This is a genomic window from Streptomyces sp. SAT1 (genome assembly GCF_001654495.1).
Taxonomy (GTDB): domain Bacteria; phylum Actinomycetota; class Actinomycetes; order Streptomycetales; family Streptomycetaceae; genus Streptomyces; species Streptomyces andamanensis.
Window position 1 is genome coordinate 3,154,522 of sequence record NZ_CP015849.1, and the last position, 25,626, is coordinate 3,180,147.

The 25,626-nt window shown below is 72.6% G+C and carries 25 protein-coding genes; 12 read left to right on the forward strand and 13 right to left on the reverse strand.

Annotation, left to right across the window (positions count from 1 at the left end):
* Positions 1-137 precede the first annotated feature (137 nt).
* Complete coding sequence (gene serC, locus A8713_RS13600) at positions 138-1,256, forward strand: phosphoserine transaminase (RefSeq protein ID WP_064533744.1); 1,119 nt, start codon at positions 138-140, stop codon at positions 1,254-1,256.
* A 101-nt stretch (positions 1,257-1,357) separates the two neighbouring features.
* On the opposite strand, the gene A8713_RS13605 is transcribed toward serC, so the two are convergent.
* Both A8713_RS13605 and A8713_RS13610 read right to left on the reverse strand, forming a co-directional pair.
* Complete coding sequence (locus A8713_RS13605; RefSeq protein WP_064533745.1) at positions 1,358-1,537, reverse strand: DUF397 domain-containing protein; 180 nt, start codon at positions 1,535-1,537, stop codon at positions 1,358-1,360.
* Between the two features lies 1 nt (position 1,538).
* Complete coding sequence (locus A8713_RS13610; RefSeq protein WP_064533746.1) at positions 1,539-2,402, reverse strand: helix-turn-helix domain-containing protein; 864 nt, start codon at positions 2,400-2,402, stop codon at positions 1,539-1,541.
* A 138-nt stretch (positions 2,403-2,540) separates the two neighbouring features.
* On the opposite strand from A8713_RS13610, the gene A8713_RS13615 reads away from it, so the two are divergent.
* Entirely contained in the window at positions 2,541-2,957 is a 417-nt protein-coding gene (locus A8713_RS13615) for an ATP-binding protein (RefSeq protein WP_064533747.1), read from the forward strand.
* Here the strand turns inward: A8713_RS13615 and A8713_RS13620 are convergent.
* Together A8713_RS13620 and A8713_RS13625 are read right to left on the reverse strand one after the other, a co-directional pair.
* Positions 2,947-3,795 carry a helix-turn-helix domain-containing protein gene (locus tag A8713_RS13620; RefSeq protein WP_064533748.1) on the reverse strand — a complete coding sequence of 283 codons (849 nt, stop codon included), beginning with the start codon at positions 3,793-3,795 and terminating at the stop codon, positions 2,947-2,949. The two genes, A8713_RS13615 and A8713_RS13620, sit on opposite strands and share 11 nt — an antisense overlap.
* 18 nt (positions 3,796-3,813) lie before the next feature.
* The gene (locus A8713_RS13625) at positions 3,814-4,581 is read right to left on the reverse strand and encodes a DUF6879 family protein (protein WP_064533749.1); all 768 of its coding nucleotides are present in this window, start codon (positions 4,579-4,581) and stop codon (positions 3,814-3,816) included.
* A 194-nt stretch (positions 4,582-4,775) separates the two neighbouring features.
* On the opposite strand from A8713_RS13625, the gene A8713_RS13630 reads away from it, so the two are divergent.
* On the forward strand, positions 4,776-5,003 hold the full coding sequence (locus A8713_RS13630; RefSeq protein ID WP_064533750.1) for a DUF397 domain-containing protein: 228 nt from the start codon (positions 4,776-4,778) through the stop codon (positions 5,001-5,003).
* A gap of 5 nt (positions 5,004-5,008) precedes the next feature.
* A complete protein-coding gene (locus A8713_RS13635; protein ID WP_064533751.1) occupies positions 5,009-5,533 on the forward strand; it encodes a hypothetical protein in 525 nt (174 codons plus the stop codon).
* Here the strand turns inward: A8713_RS13635 and A8713_RS13640 are convergent.
* The 3 genes from A8713_RS13640 to A8713_RS13650 all read right to left on the reverse strand — a co-directional run bounded on the left by A8713_RS13640 (position 5,469) and on the right by A8713_RS13650 (position 8,328).
* Positions 5,469-5,831, reverse strand: coding sequence for a hypothetical protein (locus tag A8713_RS13640; RefSeq protein WP_064533752.1), 363 nt, complete (start codon positions 5,829-5,831; stop codon positions 5,469-5,471). The genes A8713_RS13635 and A8713_RS13640 overlap by 65 nt on opposite strands.
* 55 nt (positions 5,832-5,886) lie before the next feature.
* Entirely contained in the window at positions 5,887-7,236 is a 1,350-nt protein-coding gene (locus tag A8713_RS13645; RefSeq protein WP_064533753.1) for a M48 family metallopeptidase, read from the reverse strand.
* A gap of 99 nt (positions 7,237-7,335) precedes the next feature.
* Positions 7,336-8,328, reverse strand: a complete 993-nt coding sequence (locus A8713_RS13650; protein WP_064533754.1) for a hypothetical protein — start codon at positions 8,326-8,328, stop codon at positions 7,336-7,338.
* Between the two features lie 151 nt (positions 8,329-8,479).
* Here A8713_RS13650 and A8713_RS13655 point away from each other — a divergent pair, with 151 nt between their 5' ends.
* The 3 genes from A8713_RS13655 (at position 8,480) to A8713_RS13665 (ending at position 10,905) form a co-directional block, all read left to right on the forward strand.
* On the forward strand, positions 8,480-9,169 hold the full coding sequence (locus tag A8713_RS13655) for a GDSL-type esterase/lipase family protein (RefSeq protein WP_064533755.1): 690 nt from the start codon (positions 8,480-8,482) through the stop codon (positions 9,167-9,169).
* Positions 9,170-9,265: 96 nt separating this feature from the next.
* Positions 9,266-9,865, forward strand: coding sequence for a Uma2 family endonuclease (locus A8713_RS13660; RefSeq protein ID WP_064533756.1), 600 nt, complete (start codon positions 9,266-9,268; stop codon positions 9,863-9,865).
* Positions 9,866-9,915: 50 nt separating this feature from the next.
* Positions 9,916-10,905 carry an aldo/keto reductase gene (locus A8713_RS13665; protein WP_064533757.1) on the forward strand — a complete coding sequence of 330 codons (990 nt, stop codon included), beginning with the start codon at positions 9,916-9,918 and terminating at the stop codon, positions 10,903-10,905.
* A 178-nt stretch (positions 10,906-11,083) separates the two neighbouring features.
* Here A8713_RS13665 and thpR read toward each other — a convergent pair whose 3' ends face one another.
* A complete protein-coding gene (thpR, locus tag A8713_RS13670) occupies positions 11,084-11,668 on the reverse strand; it encodes an RNA 2',3'-cyclic phosphodiesterase (protein WP_064533758.1) in 585 nt (194 codons plus the stop codon).
* 113 nt (positions 11,669-11,781) lie between these two features.
* On the opposite strand from thpR, the gene A8713_RS13675 reads away from it, so the two are divergent.
* Positions 11,782-11,991: a hypothetical protein gene (locus A8713_RS13675; protein WP_064533759.1), complete on the forward strand. Its 210-nt coding sequence runs from the start codon at positions 11,782-11,784 to the stop codon at positions 11,989-11,991.
* Positions 11,992-12,006: 15 nt separating this feature from the next.
* On the opposite strand, the gene A8713_RS13680 is transcribed toward A8713_RS13675, so the two are convergent.
* Positions 12,007-13,350 carry an MFS transporter gene (locus A8713_RS13680; protein WP_389596413.1) on the reverse strand — a complete coding sequence of 448 codons (1,344 nt, stop codon included), beginning with the start codon at positions 13,348-13,350 and terminating at the stop codon, positions 12,007-12,009.
* Positions 13,351-13,384: 34 nt separating this feature from the next.
* Entirely contained in the window at positions 13,385-13,822 is a 438-nt protein-coding gene (locus A8713_RS13685; protein ID WP_064533761.1) for a MarR family winged helix-turn-helix transcriptional regulator, read from the reverse strand.
* 157 nt (positions 13,823-13,979) lie between these two features.
* On the opposite strand from A8713_RS13685, the gene A8713_RS13690 reads away from it, so the two are divergent.
* A complete protein-coding gene (locus A8713_RS13690) occupies positions 13,980-14,162 on the forward strand; it encodes a ribbon-helix-helix protein, CopG family (RefSeq protein WP_064537497.1) in 183 nt (60 codons plus the stop codon).
* A 51-nt stretch (positions 14,163-14,213) separates the two neighbouring features.
* Here the strand turns inward: A8713_RS13690 and A8713_RS13695 are convergent, their stop codons facing one another.
* Entirely contained in the window at positions 14,214-15,662 is a 1,449-nt protein-coding gene (locus A8713_RS13695) for an NCS2 family permease (protein WP_064533762.1), read from the reverse strand.
* A gap of 287 nt (positions 15,663-15,949) precedes the next feature.
* Here A8713_RS13695 and A8713_RS13700 point away from each other — a divergent pair, with 287 nt between their 5' ends.
* Both A8713_RS13700 and A8713_RS13705 read left to right on the forward strand, forming a co-directional pair.
* The gene (locus A8713_RS13700; protein WP_064533763.1) at positions 15,950-16,237 is read left to right on the forward strand and encodes a DUF2530 domain-containing protein; all 288 of its coding nucleotides are present in this window, start codon (positions 15,950-15,952) and stop codon (positions 16,235-16,237) included.
* A gap of 236 nt (positions 16,238-16,473) precedes the next feature.
* Positions 16,474-18,870: a cation-translocating P-type ATPase gene (locus A8713_RS13705; protein ID WP_064533764.1), complete on the forward strand. Its 2,397-nt coding sequence runs from the start codon at positions 16,474-16,476 to the stop codon at positions 18,868-18,870.
* Positions 18,871-18,908: 38 nt separating this feature from the next.
* On the opposite strand, the gene A8713_RS13710 is transcribed toward A8713_RS13705, so the two are convergent.
* Positions 18,909-22,085 (reverse strand): sacsin N-terminal ATP-binding-like domain-containing protein, encoded by a 3,177-nt coding sequence (locus A8713_RS13710; protein WP_064537498.1) that lies wholly within the window; start codon positions 22,083-22,085, stop codon positions 18,909-18,911.
* A gap of 117 nt (positions 22,086-22,202) precedes the next feature.
* Entirely contained in the window at positions 22,203-23,126 is a 924-nt protein-coding gene (locus A8713_RS13715; protein WP_018567078.1) for a DUF3027 domain-containing protein, read from the reverse strand.
* Positions 23,127-24,147: 1,021 nt separating this feature from the next.
* Between A8713_RS13715 and A8713_RS13720 the strand changes: the two genes are divergently transcribed.
* On the forward strand, positions 24,148-25,593 hold the full coding sequence (locus A8713_RS13720; RefSeq protein WP_382843973.1) for an MFS transporter: 1,446 nt from the start codon (positions 24,148-24,150) through the stop codon (positions 25,591-25,593).
* The last annotated feature ends 33 nt before the right edge of the window (positions 25,594-25,626 follow it).

A 25,626-nucleotide genomic window follows, 5' to 3' on the forward strand; every position in this document is an offset into this window, starting at 1 on the left:
CCACGGATCGTCACCCGAAGTTGTCCACAGCGCCCCCATTCTCGTCGTACGAAATGACGAGCACACCATTAGCCCGTCTCGTCTCATCGGACGGACACGGTTACGTCCCGTTTCGCCCAGCGACTACCCTCCGATCCGTGGCCGACATCGAGATCCCCGCTGACATCAAGCCCGCCGACGGACGCTTCGGCGCGGGCCCCTCCAAGGTGCGCACCGAGGCGCTGGACGCCCTCGCCGCCACCGGTACGTCCCTCATGGGCACCTCCCACCGTCAGGCTCCCGTCAAGAACCTGGTCGGCAAGGTGCGCGAGGGCATCAGCGCACTGTTCCAGCTCCCCGAGGGCTACGAGGTGGTCCTCGGCAACGGCGGCTCGACCGCCTTCTGGGACATCGCGACCCACGGTCTGATCGAGAACAAGTCGCAGCACCTCACCTTCGGCGAGTTCAGCTCGAAGTTCGCCAAGGCAGCCAAGCTCGCGCCGTGGCTGGCCGAGCCCACCGTCGTCTCCGCCGACCCGGGCACCCACCCCGAGGCGCGGGCCGAGGCCGGCACCGACGTCTACGCCCTCACCCACAACGAGACCTCGACCGGTGTCGCCATGCCCATCCGGCGCGTGGCCGGTGCCGACGACGGCGCGCTCGTGCTGGTCGACGCCACCTCCGGCGCGGGCGGTCTGCCGGTCGACGTCTCCGAGACCGACGTCTACTACTTCGCCCCGCAGAAGTCCTTCGCCTCCGACGGCGGCCTGTGGATCGGCGTGTTCTCCCCCGCCGCGATCGAGCGCGCCGAGCGCGTCCACGCCTCCGGCCGCCACATCCCGGAGTTCTTCTCGCTGCCCACGGCGATCGACAACTCCCGCAAGAACCAGACGTACAACACCCCGGCGCTGGCCACGCTCTTCCTGCTCAACGAGCAGCTTGAGTGGATGAACGGCCAGGGCGGCCTGGACTTCACCACCGCCCGCACCAAGGACTCCTCGACCCGTCTGTACACCTGGGCGGAGGAGTCCAAGTACGCCACCCCGTTCGTCGCCGACCCGGCCAAGCGGTCCCAGGTCATCGGCACGATCGACTTCGCCGACGAGATCGACGCCGCCGCCGTCGCCAAGGTTCTGCGCGCCAACGGCGTCGTCGACACCGAGCCCTACCGCAAGCTCGGCCGCAACCAGCTCCGCATCGCGATGTTCCCGGCGATCGACCCGGCGGACGTCGAGGCGCTGACGAAGTGCGTCGACTACGTGATCGAGAAGCTGTGACCGTCCGTTCACGACGGTGACCCGTGTGACGGAGGGCGCCCCCGGAGTACGTCTCCGGGGGCGCCCTTCGCCGTGCATACGCGCGCGTGCGTGCGTGTCGCCTACGCGAACTGCTGGAGGAACGCCTGCCAGCCGTCGCGGGAGACGATGAGGAGGGGGCCGTGCTGCTGCTTGCTGTCGCGGACGGCACGGCCGTGGTCGGCGGTGGGGGCCACCTCTACGCAGTCGCCCTGCTGACCGGAGTACGACGACTTTCGAAAGGTGCCTACGACCTCGGCCACGTCACTCTTCTTTCAGGTTCCTCAGTACGTCCCGGATGAGCCTCGCGCTCGCGTCCGGTGCCAATGCCGCCGATCGTAGTAGGTCGTACGCGTTGCCGTAAGCCGCCAAGTCCTCGGGCGCTTCGAGGACGGATGTGCCACGGAGGTTCTCGATCGTCACTGCTTCCACGGCCGGTTCCGAGTCGAAACTGAAGGAGGAGAAGGCAGGAACCGCGGCCACCAGGACTCCCGCGCTGAACGGCAGCACCTGCACGGTGACGTTCTTCCTCTTCGCGACCGCGAGAATCGCGGACAGTTGCTCCTGGTGAGTCCCGATGCTCACAACGGGGTGCGCAACCGCCGCTTCCCAGAAGATGGCGGTGTACGAAGCGCCGCCCTCTCCGATCTTGGCTTGACGCGCCTCGCGCACTTTCACCAACTGATCCAGGATCTCTGGATCAACGTAGTCAGGCCCCGCCGAGATGACCTCTTCCGCGTAGGCCGGCGTCTGCAACAGGCCGGGCACCAGCACCGGCTGCCACTGACGGATGTACGTCGCATCGTCCTCCAACGCGATGTGATCGACGTAGTCCGGCCGCAGGTGTTCCGCGTGCTCCAGCCACCAGCCCCGGTTCTTGGAGTGCTTCGCCAAGTCCTCCAGCTTGCCCCGCACTTCCGGATCCAGGACGCCGTACGCGTCCAGCAGAAGCCGCACCTCGATGACTCGTGGAGTGGCGTGTCCGCTCTCCATACGGCTGATCCGGGCCTGGCTCGACGCGATGATCTCCGCTGCCTGCGGCTGGTCGAGTCTGGCGGCCAGTCGGTACTGCCTGAGTGCGGTACCCAACCGCCTGCTGCGTACCGTCGGCCGTCCACCTGCGGGCATGGGGCCTCCCCTCTCTCCCCGCCACCATGGCACATCGGACCTCAACTCCACGCAGGCATAACACGATCGAGTGACACCGCTGCATGTATTTCGTCGTTTCGATTGCCTCGGTTCTGAATCCCGCCGTAGCTTCCGGACATGCCCTCCACGGAAACCTTCCGCATCCCCAAGCACCGAAGGCACGTCCCCGCCGCACGCCAACGCACCGCCAAGGCGCTCGCGGACTGGGGCATCACCGGTGAACCCGCCGATTCCGTCGCCTTGTTGACGAGCGAGCTCGTCACCAACGCCGTGCTCCACTGCCGGGTCACCTACGCCCAGGTCAGGGTCACCCTCACCCTGAACGGGCCGGACCTGCTGCTGGAGGTCTCCGATCCCGACCGGGACAGACTGCCCAGGCTCCACGACGCCGCCCCGGACGAGGAGGGCGGGCGCGGGCTGGCCCTCGTGGCGGCGCTGGCCGACGCGTGGGGGTGCCGACAGGACCCGTACACGAAGAGCGTGTGGGCCCGGTTCACGCTCGTGGATGCCCGGCGGGCCGGCGTCAGGGGCTGATGCTCCGGCGAATGCGGGCGATCACCTGCTGGGCTTCGGCCCCGAAGACAGCCGACTCCGCGAGCGCATCCCAGGCTCGCCGGTAGAGAGCGATCGTTTCCGCATCGTCGAGCCAGAGTTCGGCGTGCCAGTCCTCGACCGTGACCAGCCGGTCGTCCAGAATCCAGAACCCGTTCCCGGCCGGAACGCGCAAGGGCGCGTCCAGGGGCACAACCCCCAGGTGGACGGTGTCCATACCCACGACGCCGAGAAGCCGGTCCAGTTGAGCGGCCAGGACCTCCGGCGCACAGACACGGGACCGAAGCGCGGCTTCCCACATCAGCAGGTTCAACCGCTTGCCCGGCTGGTACAGCCACTCCTGCCGCTTCATTCGGGCTCGTACCGCGTTCTCCGTGTCCTGCGGAGAACGGCGGAGCCCTGCATGCGATGTGAAGAGGCTTCTGGCGTAATCAGCGGTCTGAAGGAGGCCGTTGACGACGTGGTCGTCCCACACATGGAGCGTTCGCGACTCGCCGACGAGGGTGTTCCACGTCTCCTGCACCGGAGCATGGCCTGCCGCGAGCAGCCGCCGCCAGGACCGGATGTGACTCTCGAAGCCCTTCAGCCGAGCTCGCAGCTCATCGAAGACGGCCGGCCGGCCCACCGCCTCGGCCCAAGCCTGGAGGTCGCCGACCGTGGGCGTCTGCCGACCGCTCTCCAGCTTGCTGACCTTCGACTGGGGCCACCCCAGCCGTCGGGCCAGCTCCGTACCGGTGAGCCGGCCATCAGGGTGCTCGACGCGTAACTCCCGCAGCCTCCGGCCCAGTTCCTCGCGCGCCCTCTGATAGTCCGTGCTCACCGGTGCCCGCTCTTGCCCCTACGTGTCGCTGCGCATCTCCGCCATGAACTGCTTCCACGGTACGGCGTGGTGCCAAGCAGCATCCCGGATCATGCAGCAGCGCACCACCTCCGCGGGCTCCGTGATCAGATCCACGTGCGTGAGCTGGTCGTCGTCATCGAAGCACAGAAGTGCGATGAGTCGGCTGTCGAACAGCCAGAAGTCCTCGGCGGGCAGCCGGAGTCGATCGGCGTCAGCTCGCCACATGTTCCGGATGTCCTCGCCGGACTCGATGTTCCACCGAGCGTGCCCCAGCAGGTAGCGCTGGCCGGTGGTGGGCGACTCGTCCACCACCCGTACCCGTTCGATGCGCTTACCCTCCGCGCTCTGGGCTTGGATCGTCCTGCGGAAGGCATTGACCGGCGTGTCCTCGGTCCAGTCCTCCGAGACGTGCCCGACCTCCATGAACTGCTTCCAGGCGTCTCCGGCCTCGTCGCTCGCGTACCGCCGCCGTGTCTCCAAGCGCCACGCGGTGTGCTCGAACTTGCCGAACAGTTCGCCGAACTCGTCCAGATCGATGGTCCGCACCTGCCGCGTCCGCTCCTTCGGCGTCCAGTCCACCAGCAGGTCGCGCGGCACCACCACGGCGACCTCCCCCTCGGAAAGGTGCTGAAGCTGTGCGATGTCCCCCGGGTCGGCGAGCGGAGGCCCGTGCACGATCACCTCGCCGCTGTCCAAGTCTTCGTGCACGGAGGGGCACCCGCCACCGTTGCTCCCCGTCCCGTTGAACCGTAACCTGCGCGCCATCCGGCCCCACTCCTCAAGCCTCGACGATGTTGGCGCGCTCAGCATGGCCGTGCCTCTGCGTGAATGTCCATGCATCCAGAGTCACCGCATGAGAATAATGGAGAATATTCGCGCCCGAGTCGAGCCCTTCCCGCCTAGCTTCGTCACACAGTGAAGTCAGGCCGCCACATGGCGACACGGGAAGGACAGAACCCATGCTCAACGCAGACGACGACCTCTACGCCCTCGACCTCACCGATGCCTCCTTCGTCAAAGCCTGCGGAGGCCCCTGCACCGAGGGGTGTGTGACCCTCGCCCGCATCGGTACGGACGCCTGGGCCCTCGGGGACAGCAAGCGGCCGGACGCCGAGCCGCTGCGGTTCACCTCGGAGGAGCTGAGCGCGGCCGGGATCGATCCGACCCGGTTCGGGCTGCCTCTCTGAGCCCGGTGCACCACCACGGCTATCTGTGGTCCGGTCCGAAGGAGCGTTTCGACCAGGACGCGCTGCGGCGCCCGCCGCACCCGGAGCCGCCGCCGCCCGGCAGCCGGCCGGAGCTGGTCCAGCGGTACCGGGAGGTCGCCGCCGCGTTCCCGGCCTCGGAGCTGCCGCCGCTGGAGACGGCGTACTGGCTGGTCAAGCCGCGTACGGCGGTGCGGGGGACGTGGCAGGAGCCGGAAGGGGCGGTGGACTGGCTCGGTGGGCAACTGGGCGCGTACGCGGCCCGGTTCGCGGCCGGGGCGGCTCGCGAACCGGGCCGCCTGGCCGCCCTCGTCAGCGCCGCGGCCGAGCGGCTGAGGGCGGGCGGTGACGTGGCCCTCGGGTTCTATCTGGAGCGGCCCTCGTACCTCTCCCTCGCCGTGGTGACCTGCTCGCCGAACCGGCTGCGCCCCCGCCTGCCGTGTCCGCTCACGCCGCGAACCACGGAACCCGGCAGGCATGCGGAGCATCGCCCTCCGGGCACAGGGAGGTGAGGACCTGTTTGCGGATCGACCGCCAGGTGCGCAGGGAGCAGGCCAGGCGGACGTGGAGTTCGACGGGTTCGCGGGTGCCGGCCGGGCGGCCCGGGTGCTCGTAGAACCACTGTTCCGCGAGGAAGTCGTACATCTCGGCGGTCGTCAGGCCGGTCCCGCTGCCCGGCAGTTCGCGGCGCACCTCCTGGCCCAGGAGCCGGGCCCCGCGGGCCCGCGCGGCCTCCTGGACGAGGCCGGTGACCCAGGCCAGGCCCTGCTCGTCGGCGTAGAGGCCGAACCTCAGGGTGCGTGTCCTCATGTCCGCGGTCTCCTCCGCTCGCGTGCGGCGCGGCGTCGCGCCGCCCGGCCGGTGCTCAGGCGACGCCGTCCCGGACGATACCGCGGGCCACCCGGGCGCGTGCCGTGGCGAGTTCGGCGTCGATACGCTGCTGCCGGGCCTCGCCGAGGACCACGGCGGCCGCGGCGGGCGGGCCGGCCAGGAGGCAGGCCCGCCTGAGGTGGGTCGGCGGGTGGGTGGAGTCGACGCTGTGACCGCGCCGGGCGCCCACGCGCCGCTGACGCTCGTACTCGTGCTCGGGTACGGACGCCATGTGCGCGGCCAGCCGCGTCCAGAGGCCGTCCCCGTCCCGCGCGCCCGCCGCGTTCCCGCGGGCCGAACGCGTCCCGGCCAGCGCCGCGCTGTTGGACTCGCGGCGCAGGAACACGTCGATGGAGTCCAGCACCAGCATCCGGTCCATCAGACCCACGGCGGCCTCGGTGGAGGCGGTGCGGGCGGCCTCCCGGTCGGCCAGGTACTCGGCGCGCTGCGTCGCCCGCAGGGTGAGGTGGTCGAGCAGGGTCAGCGTGCCCTGCACGAGCAGCAGGGGCACCGCGTAGACGGCGTTGACGATCATCTCGACGAGGGACGGCCGCGCGGTCGGGAGGAAGTAGTAGCGCCAGGTGGCCAGTGAGCGCAGCGCGCTGCCCACCACCCTGCCGTGCCGGGTGTCGCCGTTGCCGTAGTGGCCCAGCTCATGGCCCAGGAGCGCGACCCGCTGCTGCGGGGTGAGCACCTCCCACAGCGGCAGGCCCAGGTCCAGGGCACGGCGTCCGCGCAGGCCGCGGGACATGACACCGGCGTTGATCTCCTTGCCGACGCTGATCGTGTCCACACCGCGGGTGCCGACGGCTTCGGCGACCTCGTCGACGAGCGCGTACAGCTCCGGCGCGTCGGCGCGGCGCAGTACGGTGCCGTCGCCGAGGGGCGGGGACAGGCGCGGGCGCAGCGCCACGGCCATCGCCAGCAGCACGGCCCCCAGCAGCATCAGGCCGCTCCCCCAGCCCCACACCAGGCACGCGACCCCGCCGAACAGCAGCGCCGCGGTCACGCCGTGCACGGCGAGGGCGATCACGTACGCGAGGACCGAGGCGCCGTCCCGCCGGGCACGCAGGTCGGCGCCGTCCCGGGTCACCTCGGCGTGCAGCCGCTCGCCGTGGCGCCGGGCGAGCGCGCGCCGGGCCTCCTCCAGCCGACCCGGTCCTGTAGGCCGCGTCCGTCTCCCCCGCCGCTCCGCCTCTTTCGCCTTCTCCTGCTTCTCCTGGTGCTCCCCCGGGTCGACGTTCCAGTCGCAGGAGGCGCACCAGACGGTGAACCGTTCGTCGACCGGGATCTGCGCCCCGCATTCCGGGCACGGCCGGATCGGTCCCCCCACAGCGGTGGACATGACGGTGCTGCTCTCCCCTCCTCGCGGCCCCTCCCCAAGGGCCGCCCGAACACGGCAGGGAGATCTGATCATGTCAACCCGCTCCGGTAAAGCGGGATGTCACGACCGGCGCCGGAACAGCCGCCCCAGCCCGAACACCGCGAGGGCGACGGCGAGCACCGCGACGGCACCCTTGGTGAGCTTGCCCGTGGTACCGCTGCCCGCCGCGTCCGAGGCGCCGGACTTCCCGTCCTTGGCCGACCCGGAGCCGTCCGCCCCTCCCCCGGGCGCGTCCTCCGCCTTCACGGGGCTCTCGGCACCCTCACTTCCGTAGAGGAGCTTGGTGCCGTCGGCGCTGTAGGTGACCGACTCGCCCTGCCGTTGCAGGGGCATGTCGAGGGAGCCGAGGCGTTTGATCTTCCCGCCGTTCCAGTCGTAGTAGATGCCGCCGAAGTAGCCGCGCACGGCGAGCCGGGTGCCGTCGGGGGAGAACGCGGCGTCGGTGGCCCACAGGTCGACGGGCGCGATCGGCTTGAAGACGTTGGTCCCGGAGGCGGACAGGTGGGCCGGGCCCTCGAAGAGGTGGCCGCCGTCCTCCTTCTTGTCGATGATGTAAACGCGTCCCGTCTTCGGGTGCACGATCAGCGACTCGGCGTTGCGGGCGCCGTCGGAGTACTTCACGACGTACTGCGTGGCCCGGACCGTCTGGTCCTTCAGCTCCTTCGGCTCGGGCAGCCGGTAGATCCACACATGGGGCCAGGTGCCGTCGAGGTTGTCGCCGATGTCGCCGACGTAGATCTCGTTGCCGGGGCCTATGGAGATCGCCTCGACGTCGCGGGGGCGGCCGATGCCCGCGAGGGTGACCTTGGCGACGGTCTTCCCGGTGCGGCTGTCCACGGCGTAGAGGTACGGACCGTCGTCGCTGTCGTTGTGGGTCCAGTAGATCCCGGGGTGCAGATGCGAGGCGGCGAGGCCGCTGGACTCCTTGATCCTCGGGTCCGTGATGGTGAACCCGCCGTCCCCGTCGGCGGCGAGGACGGGCGAGGCGGCGGCGGGCACGGCGAACGCGCCCAAGAGCAGGGCCCCGGCAAGCAGGGCGGACGGTCGGCGCATGCCCCAAGCCTGCCATCACCCGCGGGTGTTCAGGCGGGCCGGCCGTCCGGACGCCCCCGGGACACCCGTGGAGCAGCCCCGGAGCCCCCTCGGAGCACCCCAGGAACACCCCGGGCCGCCGCGCGCCGCGCCGATCGTCCATCATGAGCGGATGCTCAGGTTCATGCCCGTCGGTGACTCCATGACGATCGGGAGCGCGGGGGAGCACACCTGGCGCTACCGGCTGTGGCGGCATCTGCGCGCCACGTACGACGGCCCGTTCACCCTGGTCGGCCCGCGCGAGGCGCTGTACGACAAGGCGGCCGACGCACCCGTGTCGTACGCGTACGCCGACCCCGACCCCGCTTTCCCGCGCGCCCACCTGGCCGGGTGGGGCGAGGGCTGGACGCACATGGCGCCGGTGATCGGCGAGGCGGTGCGCGCCTGCCGGGCGGACGTGCTGCTCGTCTCCCTCGGCCTGATCGACCTGGGCTTCTACACCGACGCCGGGCAGACGGCGGAGAACGTGCGCGCCTTCGTCGCCGGGGCGCGCGCCGCCAACCCGCGCGTCCGGGCGGTGCTGCTCCCGGTCGCCCCGAACATCCGCGCCCGCGACGACGCGCCCTTCGCCGCCCAGGTCGCCCTGTTCAACGAACTCCTCGCCAAGGCCGCCGCCGACCTCGACGAATTGCGCTCCCCGCTGCTGCTCGCCACCTGGCCGGAGGGCCACGACATCGACCGCGACACCTACGACGGCACGCATCCCAACACCGGCGGCGAACACGTCATCGCGCGGGCGTTCGCGGACGCGATGCACCAGGGCTGGGGCATCGGACAGCCGTACGCGACGGGAACAGACTGACCGGAATGGCCGAATACCGACGTCTCTCCGTCGCTGTGCGTATCGTTGTACCGCGCGGTTGCCCTCTCCGCGAGGCAACCGGGGAGGAGCGCCACGATGACCGTCCTGGAAGACAGGATCGCGATGACCGACGCCAGTACCGAGCAGTTGGACGCGTGGTTCGAGCGTCTTGAGCGTATGCCCGTCCCCGAAGGATTCAGGGTCGAGATCGTCGGGGGCAGCGTCTTCATGACACCGCAGCGGGACACACACTGGCAGATCATCCGGCGATTCCTGTGGGCGATCGACGACAGGTTCGGAAGGGGAGCCATAGTGTTCTCCGACGTCCGCATCGACTTCCCCGGCCACCAGAACGGCTTCTGTCCGGACGTCGCCCTGCTCCGTGAGGGCGCGAAGAAGGACGCCAAGGGCCACTGGCGCCACCAGGACGTCGTCTTCGTCGCCGAGGTCATCTCCGAGGGCACGGCACCGAACGACTACGGCCCCAAGAAGTTCGCCTACGCGGAGGCCGAGGTCCCCGTCTACGTCATCGCCGACCCCTACCAGGGGCGCTGCTTCGTGCACACCGACCCCGAGGACGGCGACTACGGCAGCAGGACCGTGGTCGACTTCGGCACCGATGTCGACCTGACCGGCACGTCGGTGGGCCTCCTCGTGCCGACCGACGAGTTCCCCCGCGACACCCCGCGCGACTGAGGCGACTCGCTCTTGCCTGGAGCGCACTCCAAGTCGTTGGCTGGAGAGTCATGAAGTACACACAGCTCGGACGCACCGGACTCAAGGTCAGCAGGCTGGTCCTCGGCACGATGAACTTCGGTCCGCAGACCGACGAGGCGGACAGCCACGCGATCATGGACGCGGCGGTGGACGCCGGGATCAACTTCTTCGACACCGCCAATGTGTACGGCTGGGGCGAGAACAAGGGCCGTACCGAGTCGATCATCGGCAGCTGGTTCGCCCGGGGCGGCGACCGCCGGGACAAGGTCGTCCTCGCCACCAAGGTCTACGGCAACATGGGCGCCGACGGCGAGCCCTGGCCCAACCACGACAAGCTCTCCGCGCTGAACATCCGGCGGGCCGTCGACGCCTCCCTCAAGCGGCTGGGCACCGACCACATCGACCTGTACCAGTTCCACCACATCGACCGCGCCACCCCCTTCGAGGAGATCTGGCAGGCCGTCGACGTCCTGGTGCGCCAGGGCAAGATCCTCTACGTCGGCTCGTCCAACTTCCCCGGGTACAAGATCGCCCAGGCGAACGAGACCGCGGCCCGGCTCGGCTCGTACGGCCTGGTCAGCGAGCAGTGCCTGTACAACCTGGTCGAGCGGCGCGCCGAGATGGAGGTCATCCCGGCCGCCCGGGACTACGGGCTCGGGGTCATCCCCTGGTCGCCGCTGCACGGCGGGCTGCTGGGCGGGGTGCTCAAGAAGCAGGCGGAGGGCGGCCGACGCTCCGGCGGGCGCACCGTCGACTCCCTCGCCGATCCGGAGCTGCGCGGCAAGGTCCAGGCGTACGAGGACCTGCTCGACAAGCACGGCCTCGAACCGGGCGAGACCGCGCTCGCCTGGCTGCTCACCCGGCCGGGGGTGACCGGTCCGATCGTCGGTCCGCGCACCGCCGGGCAGCTCGCGTCCGCGCTGCGCGCCGTCGAGCTGGAGCTGAGCGAGGAGCTGCTGACCGAGCTGGACGCGATCTTCCCGGGGCCGGGGCCTTCGCCGGAGGCGTTCGCCTGGTGAGGCGGGCCGGGCCGGTCAGGCGGGCCGGGGGCACCTGAACGGGCGCGGGCGCGGTGGCCGTCGCCGCCGCGCCCGCGGTCACCGGCCGACCGCTGCCGCGATGGCGACGACGACCAACATCAGCACAAGCGCACCGGCCATGATCCGGTTCCGGGTTTTCGGGTCCACGCATGCGAGCCTAACCGGCGCCGCCCAGCGGCCAGCGGGCGACCGCGTCGTAGCGGGGCTGTTCGCCGGGCACCCCGGAGGCGGGCAGCAGGCTGCGTACGAGGACGATCTCGTCGACCGTCCAGGTGCGGCCGGTGAAGCCGGCCAGGGCGGCGACGTGCGGGCGGACGTCCGCCAGGGGCGGGCGGCCGCGGGCCAGGGTCAGATGGGCCCGGTAGGGGCGGTGCCCGTCCGCCGCCGTACCCGGTGCGCCCGCCCTGCGGCCCGCTGCCTGGGCCCGCCCGGCCAGCAGCCGCAGCGCGGGCAGATCGCCCTCCGCGCCGGTCCACAGCGCCTTCCCGTGCCCGAACCGGCCGCCGCCGCGCAGGGCGAGGGGGAAGGGGCGGGTGCGGTGCGCGGCCTTCGCGAGGCGGGTCCCCAGCTCGGGCACGGTCTCCTCGGCGACCTCGCCGTAGAAGGCGAGCGTGAGGTGCCAGCCGGCCCGCCCGGTCCAGCGCAGCCGGTCCGCGCCGGGCAGCGCGCGCAGCGCCGCCACCTCGTCCGCCAGGACGTCCAGGACGTCCGGCGGGGGCAGGACGGCGGCGAAGAGTCTCATGGGTTCAGTGTCCCCGCTACGGTGCGGGTCGTTGTACCGCTCGGCGGCAAGCGGCCCGGCGGGAGCCGGAGAAGCGGCGCCGGGGCCGTACCACGCAGACAGGATCGATCGAGATGGCCGACCAGAGCCGCGGACTCACCCTCGACACCCTGTTCGAGCGACTGGAACGCATGCGTGTCCCCGAGGGCGTGTGGCACCTGCACACCCTGCCGGAGGACGGCGGGTACCGGGGCGGACTCAGCCTCGGCTTCGGCGACGACATCGACCTGACCGGCACCCCCGTCGGTCTCGTCCTCAGGACCGACGAGTTCCCCCGGGACTGACCCGGGGGAACTCGTTCACGCCGCAGCCGCCAGTTCCTCCCGGCGTTCGCGCGGGACGAGGCCGACCCTGGGGTGGCCGCGGTGCCAGCCGACCGTGAGGCGCAGGCCGCCGAGGCGGGTGAGGACCAGGCCGATGGTGACGGCCGCGGTGAGCGAGATGAGACCGCCGAGGGCGAAGCCGACCCGGGCGCCGTAGGCGTCGGTGACCCAGCCGACCAGGGGCGCGCCCAGCGGGGTGCCGCCCACGAAGACCATCATGAACAGGGCCATCACCCGGCCGCGCATGGCCGGGTCGGTGGACATCTGGACGGCCGTGTTGGCGGTGACGTTGACCGTCAGGCCGAAGACGCCGATGGGCGCCATCAGCAGCGCGAACAGCCAGTACGACGGGGCCAGCGCGGCGACGATCTCCAGCACGCCGAAGAGCGCGGCGGCGCCGACCAGCACCCGCAGCCGGGCGGTGCCGCGCCGGGCGGCGAGCAGGGCGCCGACCAGGGAGCCGACCGCCATGACGGTGTTGAAGAGGCTGTAGGCGCCGGCTCCGGCGTGGAAGATGTCGTCGGCGTAGGCCGACAGCCACACCGGGAAGTTGAAGCCGAAGGTGCCGATGAAACCGACCAGCACGATCGGCCAGACCAGGTCGGGGCGGCCCGCGACATAGCGCAGGCCCTCGCGGAGCTGGCCCTTGCCGCGCGGGGTGCGCTGGACGGCGTGCAGCTCACGGGCGCGCATCAGCAGCAGGCCGCCGATGGGCGCGACGAAGGAGAGGCCGTTGGCGAGGAAGGCCCAGCCGGTACCGACCCCGGTGATCATGAGGCCCGCGACGGCGGGTCCGACCAGCCGGGCGGACTGGAAGTTGGCCGAGTTCAGGCTGACCGCGTTCTGGAGCTGCTCGGGGCCGACCATCTCGGACACGAAGGACTGACGGGCCGGGTTGTCGACGACGGTGGCCAGGCCGACGGCGAAGGCGGCGAGGTAGACGTGCCAGACCTGGACGTGGCCGCTGAGCGTGAGCGCGGCGAGCGCCAGGCCGGTGAGGGCCATCGCGGACTGGGTGACGAGCAGGGCCGGCCGCTTGGGCAGCCGGTCGACGAGGACGCCGCCGTAGAGGCCGAACAGGAGCATCGGCAGGAACTGGAGGGCCGTGGTGATGCCCACGGCGGCGGAGGAGCCGGTGAGGCTGAGGACCAGCCAGTCCTGGGCGATGCGCTGCATCCAGGTGCCGGTGTTGGAGACGACCTGGCCCAGGAAGAACAGCCGGTAGTTCCTGACCTTCAGCGAACTGAACATCGAGGACCTGCGGGGCGAGTCGTGGGCCGTCGGTGCGGGGGCGGAAGCTGCTCCGGATCCCGTACTCAAAGTGGGTTCGCCTCCTTGCGGCTGCTGACGTGCGTTACAGATGTGCGAGTTTCTCCAGCACGGGGGCGGCCTCGCGCAGCTTCGCCCACTCGTCCTCGTCGAGCCCGTCGACCAGGCGGGCCAGGAAGGCGTTCCGCTTGCGGCGGCTCTCCTCGAGCATGGTCTCGGCCTGCTCGGTGCGGGTGACGACCTTCTGGCGCCGGTCCTCGGGGTGCGGCTCCAGGCGGACCAGGCCCTTGGCCTCCAGCAGCGCGACGATGCGGGTCATCGACGGCGGCTGCACATGCTCCTTGCGGGCCAGTTCGCCCGGGGTGGCGCTGCCGCAGTTGGACAGGGTGCCCAGCACCGACATCTCGGTGGGGCTGAGCGACTCGTCGACCCGCTGGTGCTTGAGCCGACGGGACAACCGCATCACGGCGGAGCGCAGGGAGTTCACGGCGGCTGCGTCGTCGCCATGGGTAAGGTCCGGCATGTTCTTTAGCGTAACTCATTACTCTCGCTAAAGACCACCGCGGACGCGCACACAAACCGTGACTCCGGCCACTCCCGTCCGCTCACATCACTCATATGGGTGATACGGACGGGGAACACGACACCTCGTGCGGAACGGTGCCGCGACCCTCGTCTCCATGGGGACCAGCGTGCTCAGCCTGCGCGTGGACCGCGAGCTGCTCGACCGGCTCCGGTCCCATGCCGCGAAAAGAGGAATGAGCGTCCAGGACTATGTCGTCCAGACGCTCATCCGCAACGATTTCGACGAACGGTTCCGGTCCGCCGTCGAGGAGACGGACCGGTTCTACGGGGTCACCTGAGCGCCCCGGCCGCCGTCCCGCCCCCGCCCCCGCCCATCGGGGCTACCGGGCTCAGGTGAGTCCCAGGGCCGGCATCAGGTAGTAGAAGGCGAAGACCGCCGCGACCACGTACATCGCCACCGGCACCTCGCGGGAGCGCCCCGCGGCCAGGCGCAGCGCGACGAAGGTGATGAAGCCCATCCCGATGCCGTTGGTGATCGAGTAGGTGAACGGCATCATCAGCATCGTCACGAAGGCCGGGATCGCGATCGTGTGGTCGGCCCAGTCGATCTCCCGGATCGAGCCGGACAGGATCAGGAAGCCGACCGCGAGCAGCGCCGGGGTGGCCGCCTGGGACGGGACCATGGTGGCGATCGGGGTGAGGAAGAGCGCGACGGCGAAGAGCAGGCCGGTGACGACGTTGGCGAAGCCGGTCCGCGCGCCCTCGCCGACACCGGCCGTGGACTCCACGAAGCAGGTGGTGGCCGAGGCGGAGCTGGCACCGCCGGCGGCGACGGCGATGCCGTCGACGAAGAGCACCTTGTTCATGCCGGGCATCTGGCCCTGCGCGTCCGTCAGCTTGGCCTCGTCGCTGATGCCCATGATCGTGCCCATGGCGTCGAAGAAGCAGGACAGCAGCACGGTGAAGACGAACAGGATGCCGGTCAGCAGGCCGACCTTGTCGAAGCCGCCGAACAGGCTGACCTTGCCGAGCAGCCCGAAGTCCGGGGTGGAGACGGGGTTGCCCGGCCACTTGGGCGTGGTCAGGCCCCAGGACGGCACGTGCGCGACGGCGTTGATCACGACCGCGAGGACGGTCATGGCGACGATCGAGATGAGGATCGCGCCGGGCACCTTGCGCACGATCAGCGCGAGGGTGAGCAGCGCGCCCAGCACGAAGACCAGGACCGGCCAGCCGTTGAGGTGGCCGTCGGCGCCGAGCTGGAGCGGGACGGTGGTGTGGGCGGCGTCCGGCATACGGGAGACGAACCCGGAGTCCACCAGGCCGATCAGCATGATGAACAGGCCGATGCCGATGGAGATGCCCTTGCGCAGCCCGAGCGGCACCGCGTTCATCACGCGCTCGCGCAGCCCGGTGGCGACCAGCAGCATCACCACGAAGCCGGCGAGGACGACCATGCCCATCGCGTCCGGCCAGGACATGCGCGGGGCGAGCTGGAGCGCGACGACCGTGTTGACGCCGAGGCCGGCGGCCAGCGCGATCGGGACGTTGCCGATGACGCCCATGAGGAGCGTGGTGAAGGCCGCGGTCAGGGCGGTGGCGGTGACCAGCTGGCCGTTGTCGAGCTGGTGCCCGTACATGTCCTTCGCGCTGCCCAGGATGATCGGGTTCAGCACGATGATGTAGGCCATCGCGAAGAAGGTGGCGAAGCCGCCGCGGATCTCGCGGGGCAGGGAGCTGCCCCGCTCGGAGACCTTGAAGTAGCGGTCGAGGGCGCCGAAGGCGGGTGTTCCCGGCTTCTGGGGGGCGGGGACCTTGGCGGTGGCCGAGGTGGACATGCGGATGACCTCAGGGGTGCGGGAAGTACGTGAGTACCGGGCCGGGACGGGGACCAAACGTGAACGAGTCCGCCACTTCCGTCACCGGCAGGTTCCCCCCGGACTGCCCCGTTGGTGCTTTTCTACGACAAGAAGTGGCCAGACTCAGACTGTTTCAGTATGAACATATGAAGCCCGAAAAGGCCATCTCCGCGCGTAGACCCCGTGCCGGCCCCACCCCTGACCCTGCGCCGGGCCGCGCCCGACTCTCCTTCTGTCCGCCGCGCACCGGGCCGTAAGCTGGGCCCATGGCGAAGTGGACCCCCAAGCACGAGGCGCCGGAGCCCCTGGAGGGCCCCGTGGTCGCCACCATCACCGGCGGCACGATCGTGTGGTTCGTCCTCTTCCTGGTCCAGCTCCCCTTCTACGGCTGGTTCGACGACCACGGCCGCACCTGGTGGCTGTGGACCTGCCTGGCCGGCGGCGGCCTCGGCCTGATCGGCATCTGGTACGTGCGCAAGCGCGACGCGGCGATCAAGCGCGCGGCCCGGCGGCAGGACGCGGCCCCGGCGGGCCGCCCGGCCACGGCGGAGTAGCGGCCCCGGAGCGGCCAGAGCGGAGCGGCCAGGGCGAAGCGGTCAGGGCGGAGTGGCGTCGGCGGGGTCTTGGCCCCGGAGCGGCGACGGTCCGGCCGGGCATGGGTGCGGGGCACCAGTTCCCCCGGGCAGGGCCCCCACCGGCTACGACCCTCGCAGGACACGCGTCATCCCCTGGTCGGATCTTGCCCCCGCTCGACGAGTGAAGCCGCACATCGCCACGTACCGTCGAAAGCATGAGCCATACCGACGCGGGCGCGGAGCTCGACCCCGTACATCCCCTGCCCGTCCCGCCGGCGCGAGCGCCCGGACTGACCCATGCCGAGGTGGCCGAGCGCCTGGCCCGCGGCGAGGTCAACGACGTGCCGGTGCGCAGCAGCCGTTCCCTCGCCGAGATCGTCCGGGCGAACGTCTTCACGCGCTTCAACGCGATCATCGGCGTGCTCTGGCTGGTCACGCTGTTCGTCGCGCCGATCCAGGACAGCCTCTTCGGCTTCGTGATCATCGCCAACACCGGCATCGGGATCATCCAGGAGTGGCGGGCCAAGAAGACGCTGGACTCGCTCGCCGTGATCGGCGAGTCCCGGCCCACCGTCCGGCGCGACGGCGCCGCCACCGAGATCGCCACCTCGGAGATCGTCCTCGACGACGTGCTGGAGATCGGCCCCGGGGACAAGATCGTCGTGGACGGCACCTGTGTGGAGGCCGACGGTCTGGAGATCGACGAGTCGCTGCTCACCGGCGAGGCCGACCCGGTCGTCAAACACCCCGGCGACCAGGTCATGTCCGGCAGCTTCGTGGTCGCCGGGGGCGGCGCGTTCCGGGCGGTCAAGGTCGGACACAAGGCCTACGCGGCCCAGCTCGCCGAGGAGGCGTCCCGCTTCACCCTCGTCCACTCCGAGCTGCGCACGGGCATCTCCACCATCCTCAAGTACGTCACCTGGATGATGGTGCCCACCGCGCTCGGCCTGGTCGTCAGCCAGCTCGTGGCGAAGGACGACGACCTCAAGGACTCGGTCGCCCGCACCATCGGCGGGATCGTGCCGATGGTCCCGGAGGGGCTGGTCCTGCTCACCTCGGTGGCCTTCGCCATCGGCGTCATCCGGCTGGGCCGCAAGCAGTGCCTGGTGCAGGAGCTGCCCGCCATCGAGGGCCTGGCCCGCGTCGACACCGTCTGCCTGGACAAGACCGGCACCCTCACCGAGGGCGGCATGGACGTCACCGAGCTGCGCACGCTCAACGGCCAGCCCGAGCCGTACGTCCGCCAGGTGCTCGGCGCGCTCGGCGAGTCCGACCCGCGTCCCAACGCCTCCCTCCAGGCGATCATCGACGCCTGCCCGGACACCGAGGAGTGGCGCTGCGTGGAGTCGCTGCCCTTCTCCTCCGCCCGCAAGTACAGCGGCGCCAGCTTCAGCGAGAGCGACGGCGAGTCCAGTACGTGGCTGCTGGGCGCCCCGGACGTGCTGCTGCCCGAGGACTCGCCCGCGCTCGCCGAGACCGTCCGCCTCAACGAGCAGGGCCTGCGGGTGCTGCTGCTGGCCCGCGCTGGGCGCGAGCTGGACGATCCGGCGGTGGCCTCGGACGTCACCCCGGCCGCGCTGGTCGTGCTGGAGCAGCGGCTGCGCCCGGACGCGGCCGACACCCTGCGCTACTTCGCCGACCAGGACGTCCACGCCAAGGTCATCTCCGGTGACAACGCGGTGTCGGTGGGCGCGGTGGCCGCCAAGGTCGGGCTCACCGGCGCCGCCGTCGACGCGCGCCGGCTGCCCGCCGAACGCGACGACCTGGCCCGGGAGCTGGACGAGGCGACCGTGTTCGGCCGGGTCACCCCGCAGCAGAAGCGGGACATGGTGGGCGCCCTCCAGTCGCGCGGGCACACCGTCGCGATGACCGGCGACGGCGTCAACGACGTCCTCGCGCTCAAGGACGCCGACATCGGCGTCTCCATGGGCTCCGGTTCGGAGGCCACCCGCGCGGTCGCCCAGATCGTCCTGCTGAACAACAGCTTCTCGGTGCTGCCGTCCGTGGTCGCCGAGGGGCGGCGGGTCATCGGGAACATCACCCGGGTCGCGACGCTGTTCCTGGTCAAGACGGTCTACTCGGTGCTGCTCGCCGTGCTGGTGGTGTGCTCGCAGGTGGAGTACCCCTTCCTGCCCCGGCACCTGACCCTGCTGTCCACGCTCACCATCGGCGTCCCCGCCTTCTTCCTCGCCCTCGCCCCGAACACCGAGCGGGCCCGCCCGCACTTCGTCCGCCGGGTCATGCGCTACGCGGTGCCGGGCGGGGTGGTCGCCGCCGTCGCGACCTTCGTGACGTATCTGATCGCCCGCCACCACTACACCGGCCCGCAGGCCCTGGACGCGGAGACCAGCGCGGCCACCCTCACCCTCTTCCTGATCTCCATGTGGGTGCTGGCGATCATCGCCCGCCCCTACACCTGGTGGCGGGTGCTGCTGGTGGCCGCGATGGGGGCGGCCTTCCTCGTCGTGCTGGCCGTGCCCGCGCTCCAGCAGTTCTTCGCGCTGAAGCTGGTGGGGACGGCGATGCCCTGGACGGCGGTGGGCATCGCCGTGGCGGCGTCGGCCGTGCTGGAGTTCCTGTGGAAGTGGGTGGGGCGGCGCTTCCCGGTCTAGCCACGTGCCGTCAGGGGCGGGCCGGGGGCCGTGGAGCCTCAGTCGAACCAGCGGTCCCGGGCCAGCTCCTCCGTGCGGGTCGGGTCCTCCAGCAGGGCGGCGACCTCGAAGCGGCGGGGCCACTGGCCCGCCGCCCAGGCCAGCCCGGCGGCCACGCCCTCCAGGGTGGCGGCGTGCAGGACGCCGTCGTCGGTGAGGCGCCAGTCCAGCTCGGTGCCGTCCACGACCAGCTCCTCGTGCTCGACGTAGGCGGCGGGCGTGCGCGGGCCGAGCAGCACGCGTACCGGCTCCGGTACGCCGTGCTCGGTGCCCTCGGAGTCCACCGCGCCGGTGACCGACTCGCTCAGCCGCCGCACCTGGAGCAGCTCGGCCAGTTCGGCGGCGCGCGCGGGCCGTACCGGCAGCAGCGGGACGCCCGCGGTGAAGGGCAGCAGGTCCGGCGAGTCGCACACCACGGCCTCGGCCGCGTCCACCACCTCGACCCGGCCGTCCACGACGGCCCGCAGCTCGTCGGGCAGGGTGACCTGCTCCGGGTCCAGGTCGGCGAGCGCGCCGTACAGGGCGTGCAACTGGGCGGGGGCCACCGGGCGTTCGGGGTCGGCGAGCCGGTCGAGGAGTTCGGCGGCGCCGCCCGGCTCGTCCAGCAGGGCGGCCACGGAGGTGCGCACGCCCAGGGCGCGCAGCACCTGCTCGTCCTCGAAGCCGGTGGCGTCGGCCTCGTCGTACAGGCCGCGCAGCAGCGGGTCGGACCCGGCGGCGCGCAGACCGGCCGGGCGGCGCCCGCCGAGCACCGGGTGCCCGCGCAGCCACCACGCGGTGTAGGGGCGTACGACCTCGTGGGTGCCGTCCGGCAGCAGGATCCGCACCGGCTGGGTGAGCGCGTCGCGCAGCGGCGGCCGGGCGAGCAGGGCCAGCGCGCGCGGCCACTGGTCGTCGTCCACGAGGTCCAGGTCGCGCACGGCGACGAGTTCGGTGGCGACCGGCGGGACCGGGGTGTCCGGGAAGCGGTCGAGGACGTCCTCGCACCACACGTCGACCGCGTCGAGCAGCCCCGGGTCGTCGGGCTCGGGGAAGTCGGCCTCGCGCGGCTCCAGTTCGTCCGGGTCCAGGACGACGTCGGTGGCGCGGACGAGTGCGAAGTCCACGAGCACCCCGCAGGCGGCCAGCGGCTGTTCGCCCCAGCGGGCGGCCAGCTCGCCGTCCACGGAGGGCAGTTCGCCCTCGCGCATGACCTGGGCGAACGGGCCGCCGGGGAAGACCAGTTCACCGGCCGGGGCGAGTTCGCCGTCCTCGTCGGGCAGGGCGAGCGCGCCGAGCCAGGGTTCGTCGCCCGGCTCCAGGCCCGCGTCGCGGACCAGCGCGAGGACGGTGTCGGCGAGTTCCTCGGCGTCCGGGGTGTCCTCGTCCCAGGCGCCGCCGTCCTCGTCCAGGGAGGCGGCGACCGCGGCCCGCACCTGCGGGGTGGTGAGCACCGCGCGCGCGGTGGCGGGCAGCGCGCCCAGCTTCTCCAGGATCGGGTGGGCGGCGTCCGGGTGGGCCACCTTCAGACCGAGCCGGGCCAGCACCTCCGGGTCCGCGACGGCGACGGCGTCCCCGGTGGGCAGCAGCACCTGCCGGGGCCCGATCGTGGTGCGGCCGTCGGCCAGCGGCACGGGCAGCCCGGTGAGCCGGTCCGGGTCGACACCGGCCAGGCTGTCGTACAGCCGCCGCCACCAGCCGGGCTCCTTCTCCAGTCCGGCCAGCCGGTCCACGGCGTCGGTCAGCGGGACGCGGGCCACGCCCAGCGTGCGCAGCTCCACCCGCCGCTCCAGTCCGGCGGGCAGCAGGGTGGGCAGCACCTCGGCGAGGACCCGTACGGTCTCGGCGCCCGCGCCCTCCACCACCTCGGCGTCGCGCGGCCGCAGCGCGGCGGGCAGCTCGTCGGCGGTGTCGGCGCCATCCAGGTTGTCTGCGGTGTCGGCGGTGTCCGGTCCGTCGCGGTGGGCGGCGGCGGGCGGCAGGAAGGCGGTGCGCGGCAGCCGCTCCAGGATCGCCTGGCGCAGGGTGCCGTCCAGTTCGCCCTTGCCGAGCGGGCCGGGGACGAGTCCGATGAGCGCGTCGGACACCGGCCGCCAGTCGGCGAGGAGCCCGGCGTAGGCGTCGGCGGCGCGCTGCGCGAGGAAGTCGGTGAGCGGGCCGGGCGCGGTGTGCCGACGGGTGGTGTCCAGCGGGAACGAGGCGATGAGCAGGGCGGGGACGCCCAGGGGCTCGTCGCTGGGGGTGGGCGCGTGCACGACCGGGCTGGTGCGCGGGGCGCGCGGGGCGCCGTCCTCGTCCACGGGGACCGCCCAGGTCAGGGACCAGCGGGGGCGCAGCCGCTCCTCCACCGGCCGGTCGGCCAGGAGGTCGGCGGTGAGCGGGCCGTGCGCGCCGGCGGTGCGCCAGCGGGTGGTGCCCTCGCGGGTGTCCTCCACGACCGTGAGCGCGCCCTCGGTGCGGCGGCGCAGGGTGCGCGGGGCGTCGTCGCCGGTCTCGACGACGACCTCGGCCAGGCCCGGCAGGGCGAGCAGCAGGGCGTCGTCGACCGCGCGCAGCAGCCGCTCGGCGAGGTCGGCGGCGGCCGTGTCGCGCAGCGGCAGGATGACGGCCGTGTCGTACGGGCCGGGCGCGGTGCCCTCGGCGGCGAACGGGAGCCGCAGCAGCGGGACATGGCCGTCGCGGCGGCGGATCTCGTCGCCGAGGCCGGGGCTGTGCCGGGCGGTCTCCTCCGCCAGGTTCCGGGCCTCGGCCAGCGACCAGCGCACCCCGCCGTGCCGCCCGACGACGGCGGGCTCGTCGGTGACGGCGAGCACGGCGGCGAAGCCGACGCCGAAGCGGCCCACGGAGGCCACGCGGCCGTCCCCGGTGTCCCGCTTCGCCGAGGCGCGCAGCGTGGACAGCGACTCCACCCCGGTCGCGTCCAGCGGGGCACCGGTGTTGGCGGCGACGAGGACGCCGTCGCGCAGGGTGAGCCGCAGCCGGCCCGGTACTCCGGCGCGGGCGGCGGCGTCGGCGGCGTTCTGCGCCAGCTCGACCACGAGCCGGTCGCGGTAGCCGCCGAGGACCAGGTCCTCCTCGGCGTTGGCGTCCTCACGGAACCTGGCCGGGCTGGTCGCCCAGGCGTCCAGCACACCGCGGCGCAGGCGCGCGGTCCCGAACGGGTCTCCCCCGGCGGAGGGCTGCACCAACATGCTCACGTTCATTCTCCTCATGAGGGTGAGGAGAAGGTACCGCGCCGCCGGGAACGGGTGCGCGGGGTCCCGGGCCAGGGGCTGAAGCCCGGGTCCGGGGCCGGGGCCCGGGTCAGGCAGGCCCTACGAGTGCCCCAGTTCGGCGGTCTCGTCGTCGGTGACGGGCACCGAGCCCGAGTCGGGGGCGGGACGCAGCGGGAAGGGGTCCACGCGGGTCTCGTCGACGACCGGCGGGGCGGGCTGGGGCGGCTTCGGCATGACGGCCGCCTCGGAGTGGCCGCCGCAGCCGTACGCCAGGGAGACGACGCGGCCGTCCGCCGGGGAGAACTCGTTGGCGCAGATCCCGAAGGCCTGGCCCAGCGAGCCGCCGACGGGCACCAGGAAGGCGCAGCTCACACAGGACGCCGGGGCCGCCTGTGCCATGGGCGTCTGCGGGCCGTACGCCTCCTCCCAGCGGTCGGCGGCGGTGTGCAGGCCGTAGCGGGACAGGACGCGGGCGCGGCCCATGCCCAGTTCCTCGGCGACCGCGGCGACGGAACCGCGCGAGGGCGCGGTGGGCAGGTTCCGGGGCGGGCCGGCGGTGACGTCGGCGTCCTCGGCCTCCGCCAGCTCGGCCATCTCCTCGGAGACGGCCGAGTTCGGCGCGGGCTCGTCCTCGCCGGAGAAGCCGGGCTCCAGGCGCAGATCCTCGGCGTCGGTGGGCAGCAGGTCGCCGGGGCCCATGTCGCCGGGGCGCAGCCGCTCGCTCCAGGGCACCCACTCGGGGGCGAGCAGGGCGTCGGGGCCGGGCAGCAGGACGGCCTCGTCCAGGGTGACGATCTTCGCGCGGGAGGCGCGGGCCACGGTCACCGCCCAGCGCCAGCCCCGGTAGCCCGGTTCCTTGCACTCGAAGAAGTGGGTGACGACGCGGTCGCCCTCGGACACCAGGCCCGCGTGCTCGCCGACGACGCCGGGGGCCGCCGCCTCCTCGGCTGCGGCACGGGCGAGGTCGACCGCCTCGGCGCACAGGCGGTCGGGGGTGCGGCTTCGCGTGGTCGCTGCGCTCACAGGTATCGCTTCTCTCCTACGCCGTCTCTCGGGTGCGCCGGCCTGAAGGCGGCGGGGCGGACGGAGCGGACCCTGGACCGCGTCGACGTCCGCGCCCGATCGCGCTCGGGCGCACCTACGTCATCCATTCTGCGGTATGCACGTAAGGCGCGCGGCCGAGAACGTTCGCCACGGCGCGCTACGCACGCTACCTTCTCGTCGCCGCTGGGCCTACACCGACGGTGGCTTCACGCCCGCGCGGCGACCTCCGCGGGGGCGCGCGGGGCGCCGCGGGCGGCTGTGTCGCGGGGGCGGGGGGCGCGAATTCCCGGGGCGGGCGGGGGCGATTTCGGGGCGCGCGGGGCTTGTGGGGCGGCTTCTGCGGGGGGCTTCTGCGGGGGGCTTCTGCGGGGGGACGGCTTCCGGGGTGGCGGCTTCCGGGGGATTCTCCGGGACGGCTTCCGGGGCGAGCGGAACTTCTTTCGGGGCGAGCGGAACTTCTTTCGGCGGGCGGCCGGGGCGCGGGGCGGTCCGGCATGCGGCGGAGGAGGGGGGGCCGGTCCGGGCCGAGGTCCGGTGTCCGGGGCGCTGGGGGACCGGGAAGCCGGGCTAGCCGGGCTAGCCGGGCGAGCCGGGCGAGTCGACTCCCGGTGGGCGCCACGGGGCTGGGCGGATCCGTCCCGGCGGACGGACGTACTCGGAGCCGGGCCGGTCCCGCATCCGGCGGTGAGCCGGAGTCGGGCGACTCACCCCACCCGCCACGCGGCGCGCCGTCCCTCCGGCCCCTCCTCCCCCCGGGTCGCCCCCTCGGGTCGCGGGCCGTGCGCCGGGCCACCGGGTGTGACCGCCGCGTGCGGCCACCGGGTGCGGCCGTACGCGGCGGCCGGGGCAGCGGATGCGGGGGGGTACGGCCGCCGGGGCGCCAGATGCGGGGGCGTGGTCCGGCCGTCGGGCGGCGCGTGCGGGGCCGTCGGGGCGGTCCGGGACGGGTGTTCGGGGGGTGGTGGCGCTAGGGGCGGCCGTATCGGGGCACTATGACGGAGTGGCAGCCGCGAGGACGCCCCCGGAGACCGCCGGGCTCGAAGAGCCCGAAGAGGTGACGGCGGGCAGCAGCCGGGGCAGCGGTTCGGGCCGGTTCGGCGGTTCCGTCCGCGCGGTGGGCCGTGCCCTGCGGCTGCCGTTCACCGGCACCGCGCGCGGGATCCGCCGGGTCACGCACGCGCACGGCGCGGGCGAGTCCGGCCTCGGCAAGCTGATCGAGCTGCACGCGGTGAACGGCGCCGGTGACGTGATGATCACCGTGGCGCTCGCCTCCACCGTCTTCTTCTCGGTCCCCACCGACGAGGCCCGCGGCCGGGTCGCGCTGTACCTGGCCATCACCATGGCCCCCTTCACGGTGCTCGCCCCGGTGATCGGCCCGCTCCTGGACCGGCTGCCGCACGGGCGCCGGGCCGCGATGGCCGCCGCGATGCTGGCCCGCGCCCTGCTCGCGCTGATCATCGCGGGCGCAGCGGCGGGCGGCGGGCTCGAACTGTATCCGGCGGCGCTCGGCGTGCTGGTCGCCTCCAAGGCGTACGGCGTGGTCCGCAGCGCGGTGGTGCCACGGCTGCTGCCGCCGTCGTTCTCGCTGGTCAAGGCGAACTCGCGGGTCACGCTCGGCGGACTGCTCGCCACCGGGGTGGCCGCGCCCATCGGGGCCGGACTGCACCTCGTCGGGCCGGGCTGGCCGCTGTACGGCGCCTTCGTGATCTTCGTCGCGGGAACGTTCCTGTCCTTCTCGCTGCCCCGCAAGGTCGACTCCGCCAAGGGCGAGCACCGGGCGCTGCTCGCCGCCGACGCGCCGTCCCGCTCCCACGGGCCGCGCCGCAAGCCGCCCCGGCGCCCCGGGCTGCGCGGCGTCGGTACGGCCGTCACGCACGCCCTCGCCGCCAACGCGGCCCTGCGCTGCCTGTCCGGCTTCCTGATCTTCTTCCTCGCCTTCCTGCTGCGCGAGCACCCGCTGGCCGGGCAGAACGCGGCCGTCTCGCTCGGCATCGTGGGCGTGGCGGCGGGCGCGGGCAACGCGCTGGGCACGGCGGTCGGCGCGTGGCTGCGCTCGCGCGCCCCGGAGGTCATCGTGGTGACGGTCGTCGCGATCGTGCTCGGGGTGGCGGTGCTGGCGGCGGTGCTCTTCAGCGCGGTCCTGGTGGCGTGCCTGGCCGCGTTCGCCGGGTTCGGGCAGGCGCTGGGCAAGCTGTCGCTGGACGCGCTGATCCAGCGGGACGTGCCCGAGGCGGTGCGCACCTCGGCGTTCGCGCGCTCCGAGACGCTGCTCCAGATGGCCTGGGTGCTGGGCGGCGCGATCGGCATCGTGCTGCCCCTCAACGGCGTGCTGGGCCTGTCCGTGGGCGCCGCGATCGTCGCGTGCGGCTGGCTGCCCACGGCCCGGGGCCTGCTGGCCTCCGCCCGCCACGGCGGCGCGCCGGACCGCCCCGGGGCACCGGCCTGAGGGCCCGCGCCACGGCCGCCGCAGCCACAGAAG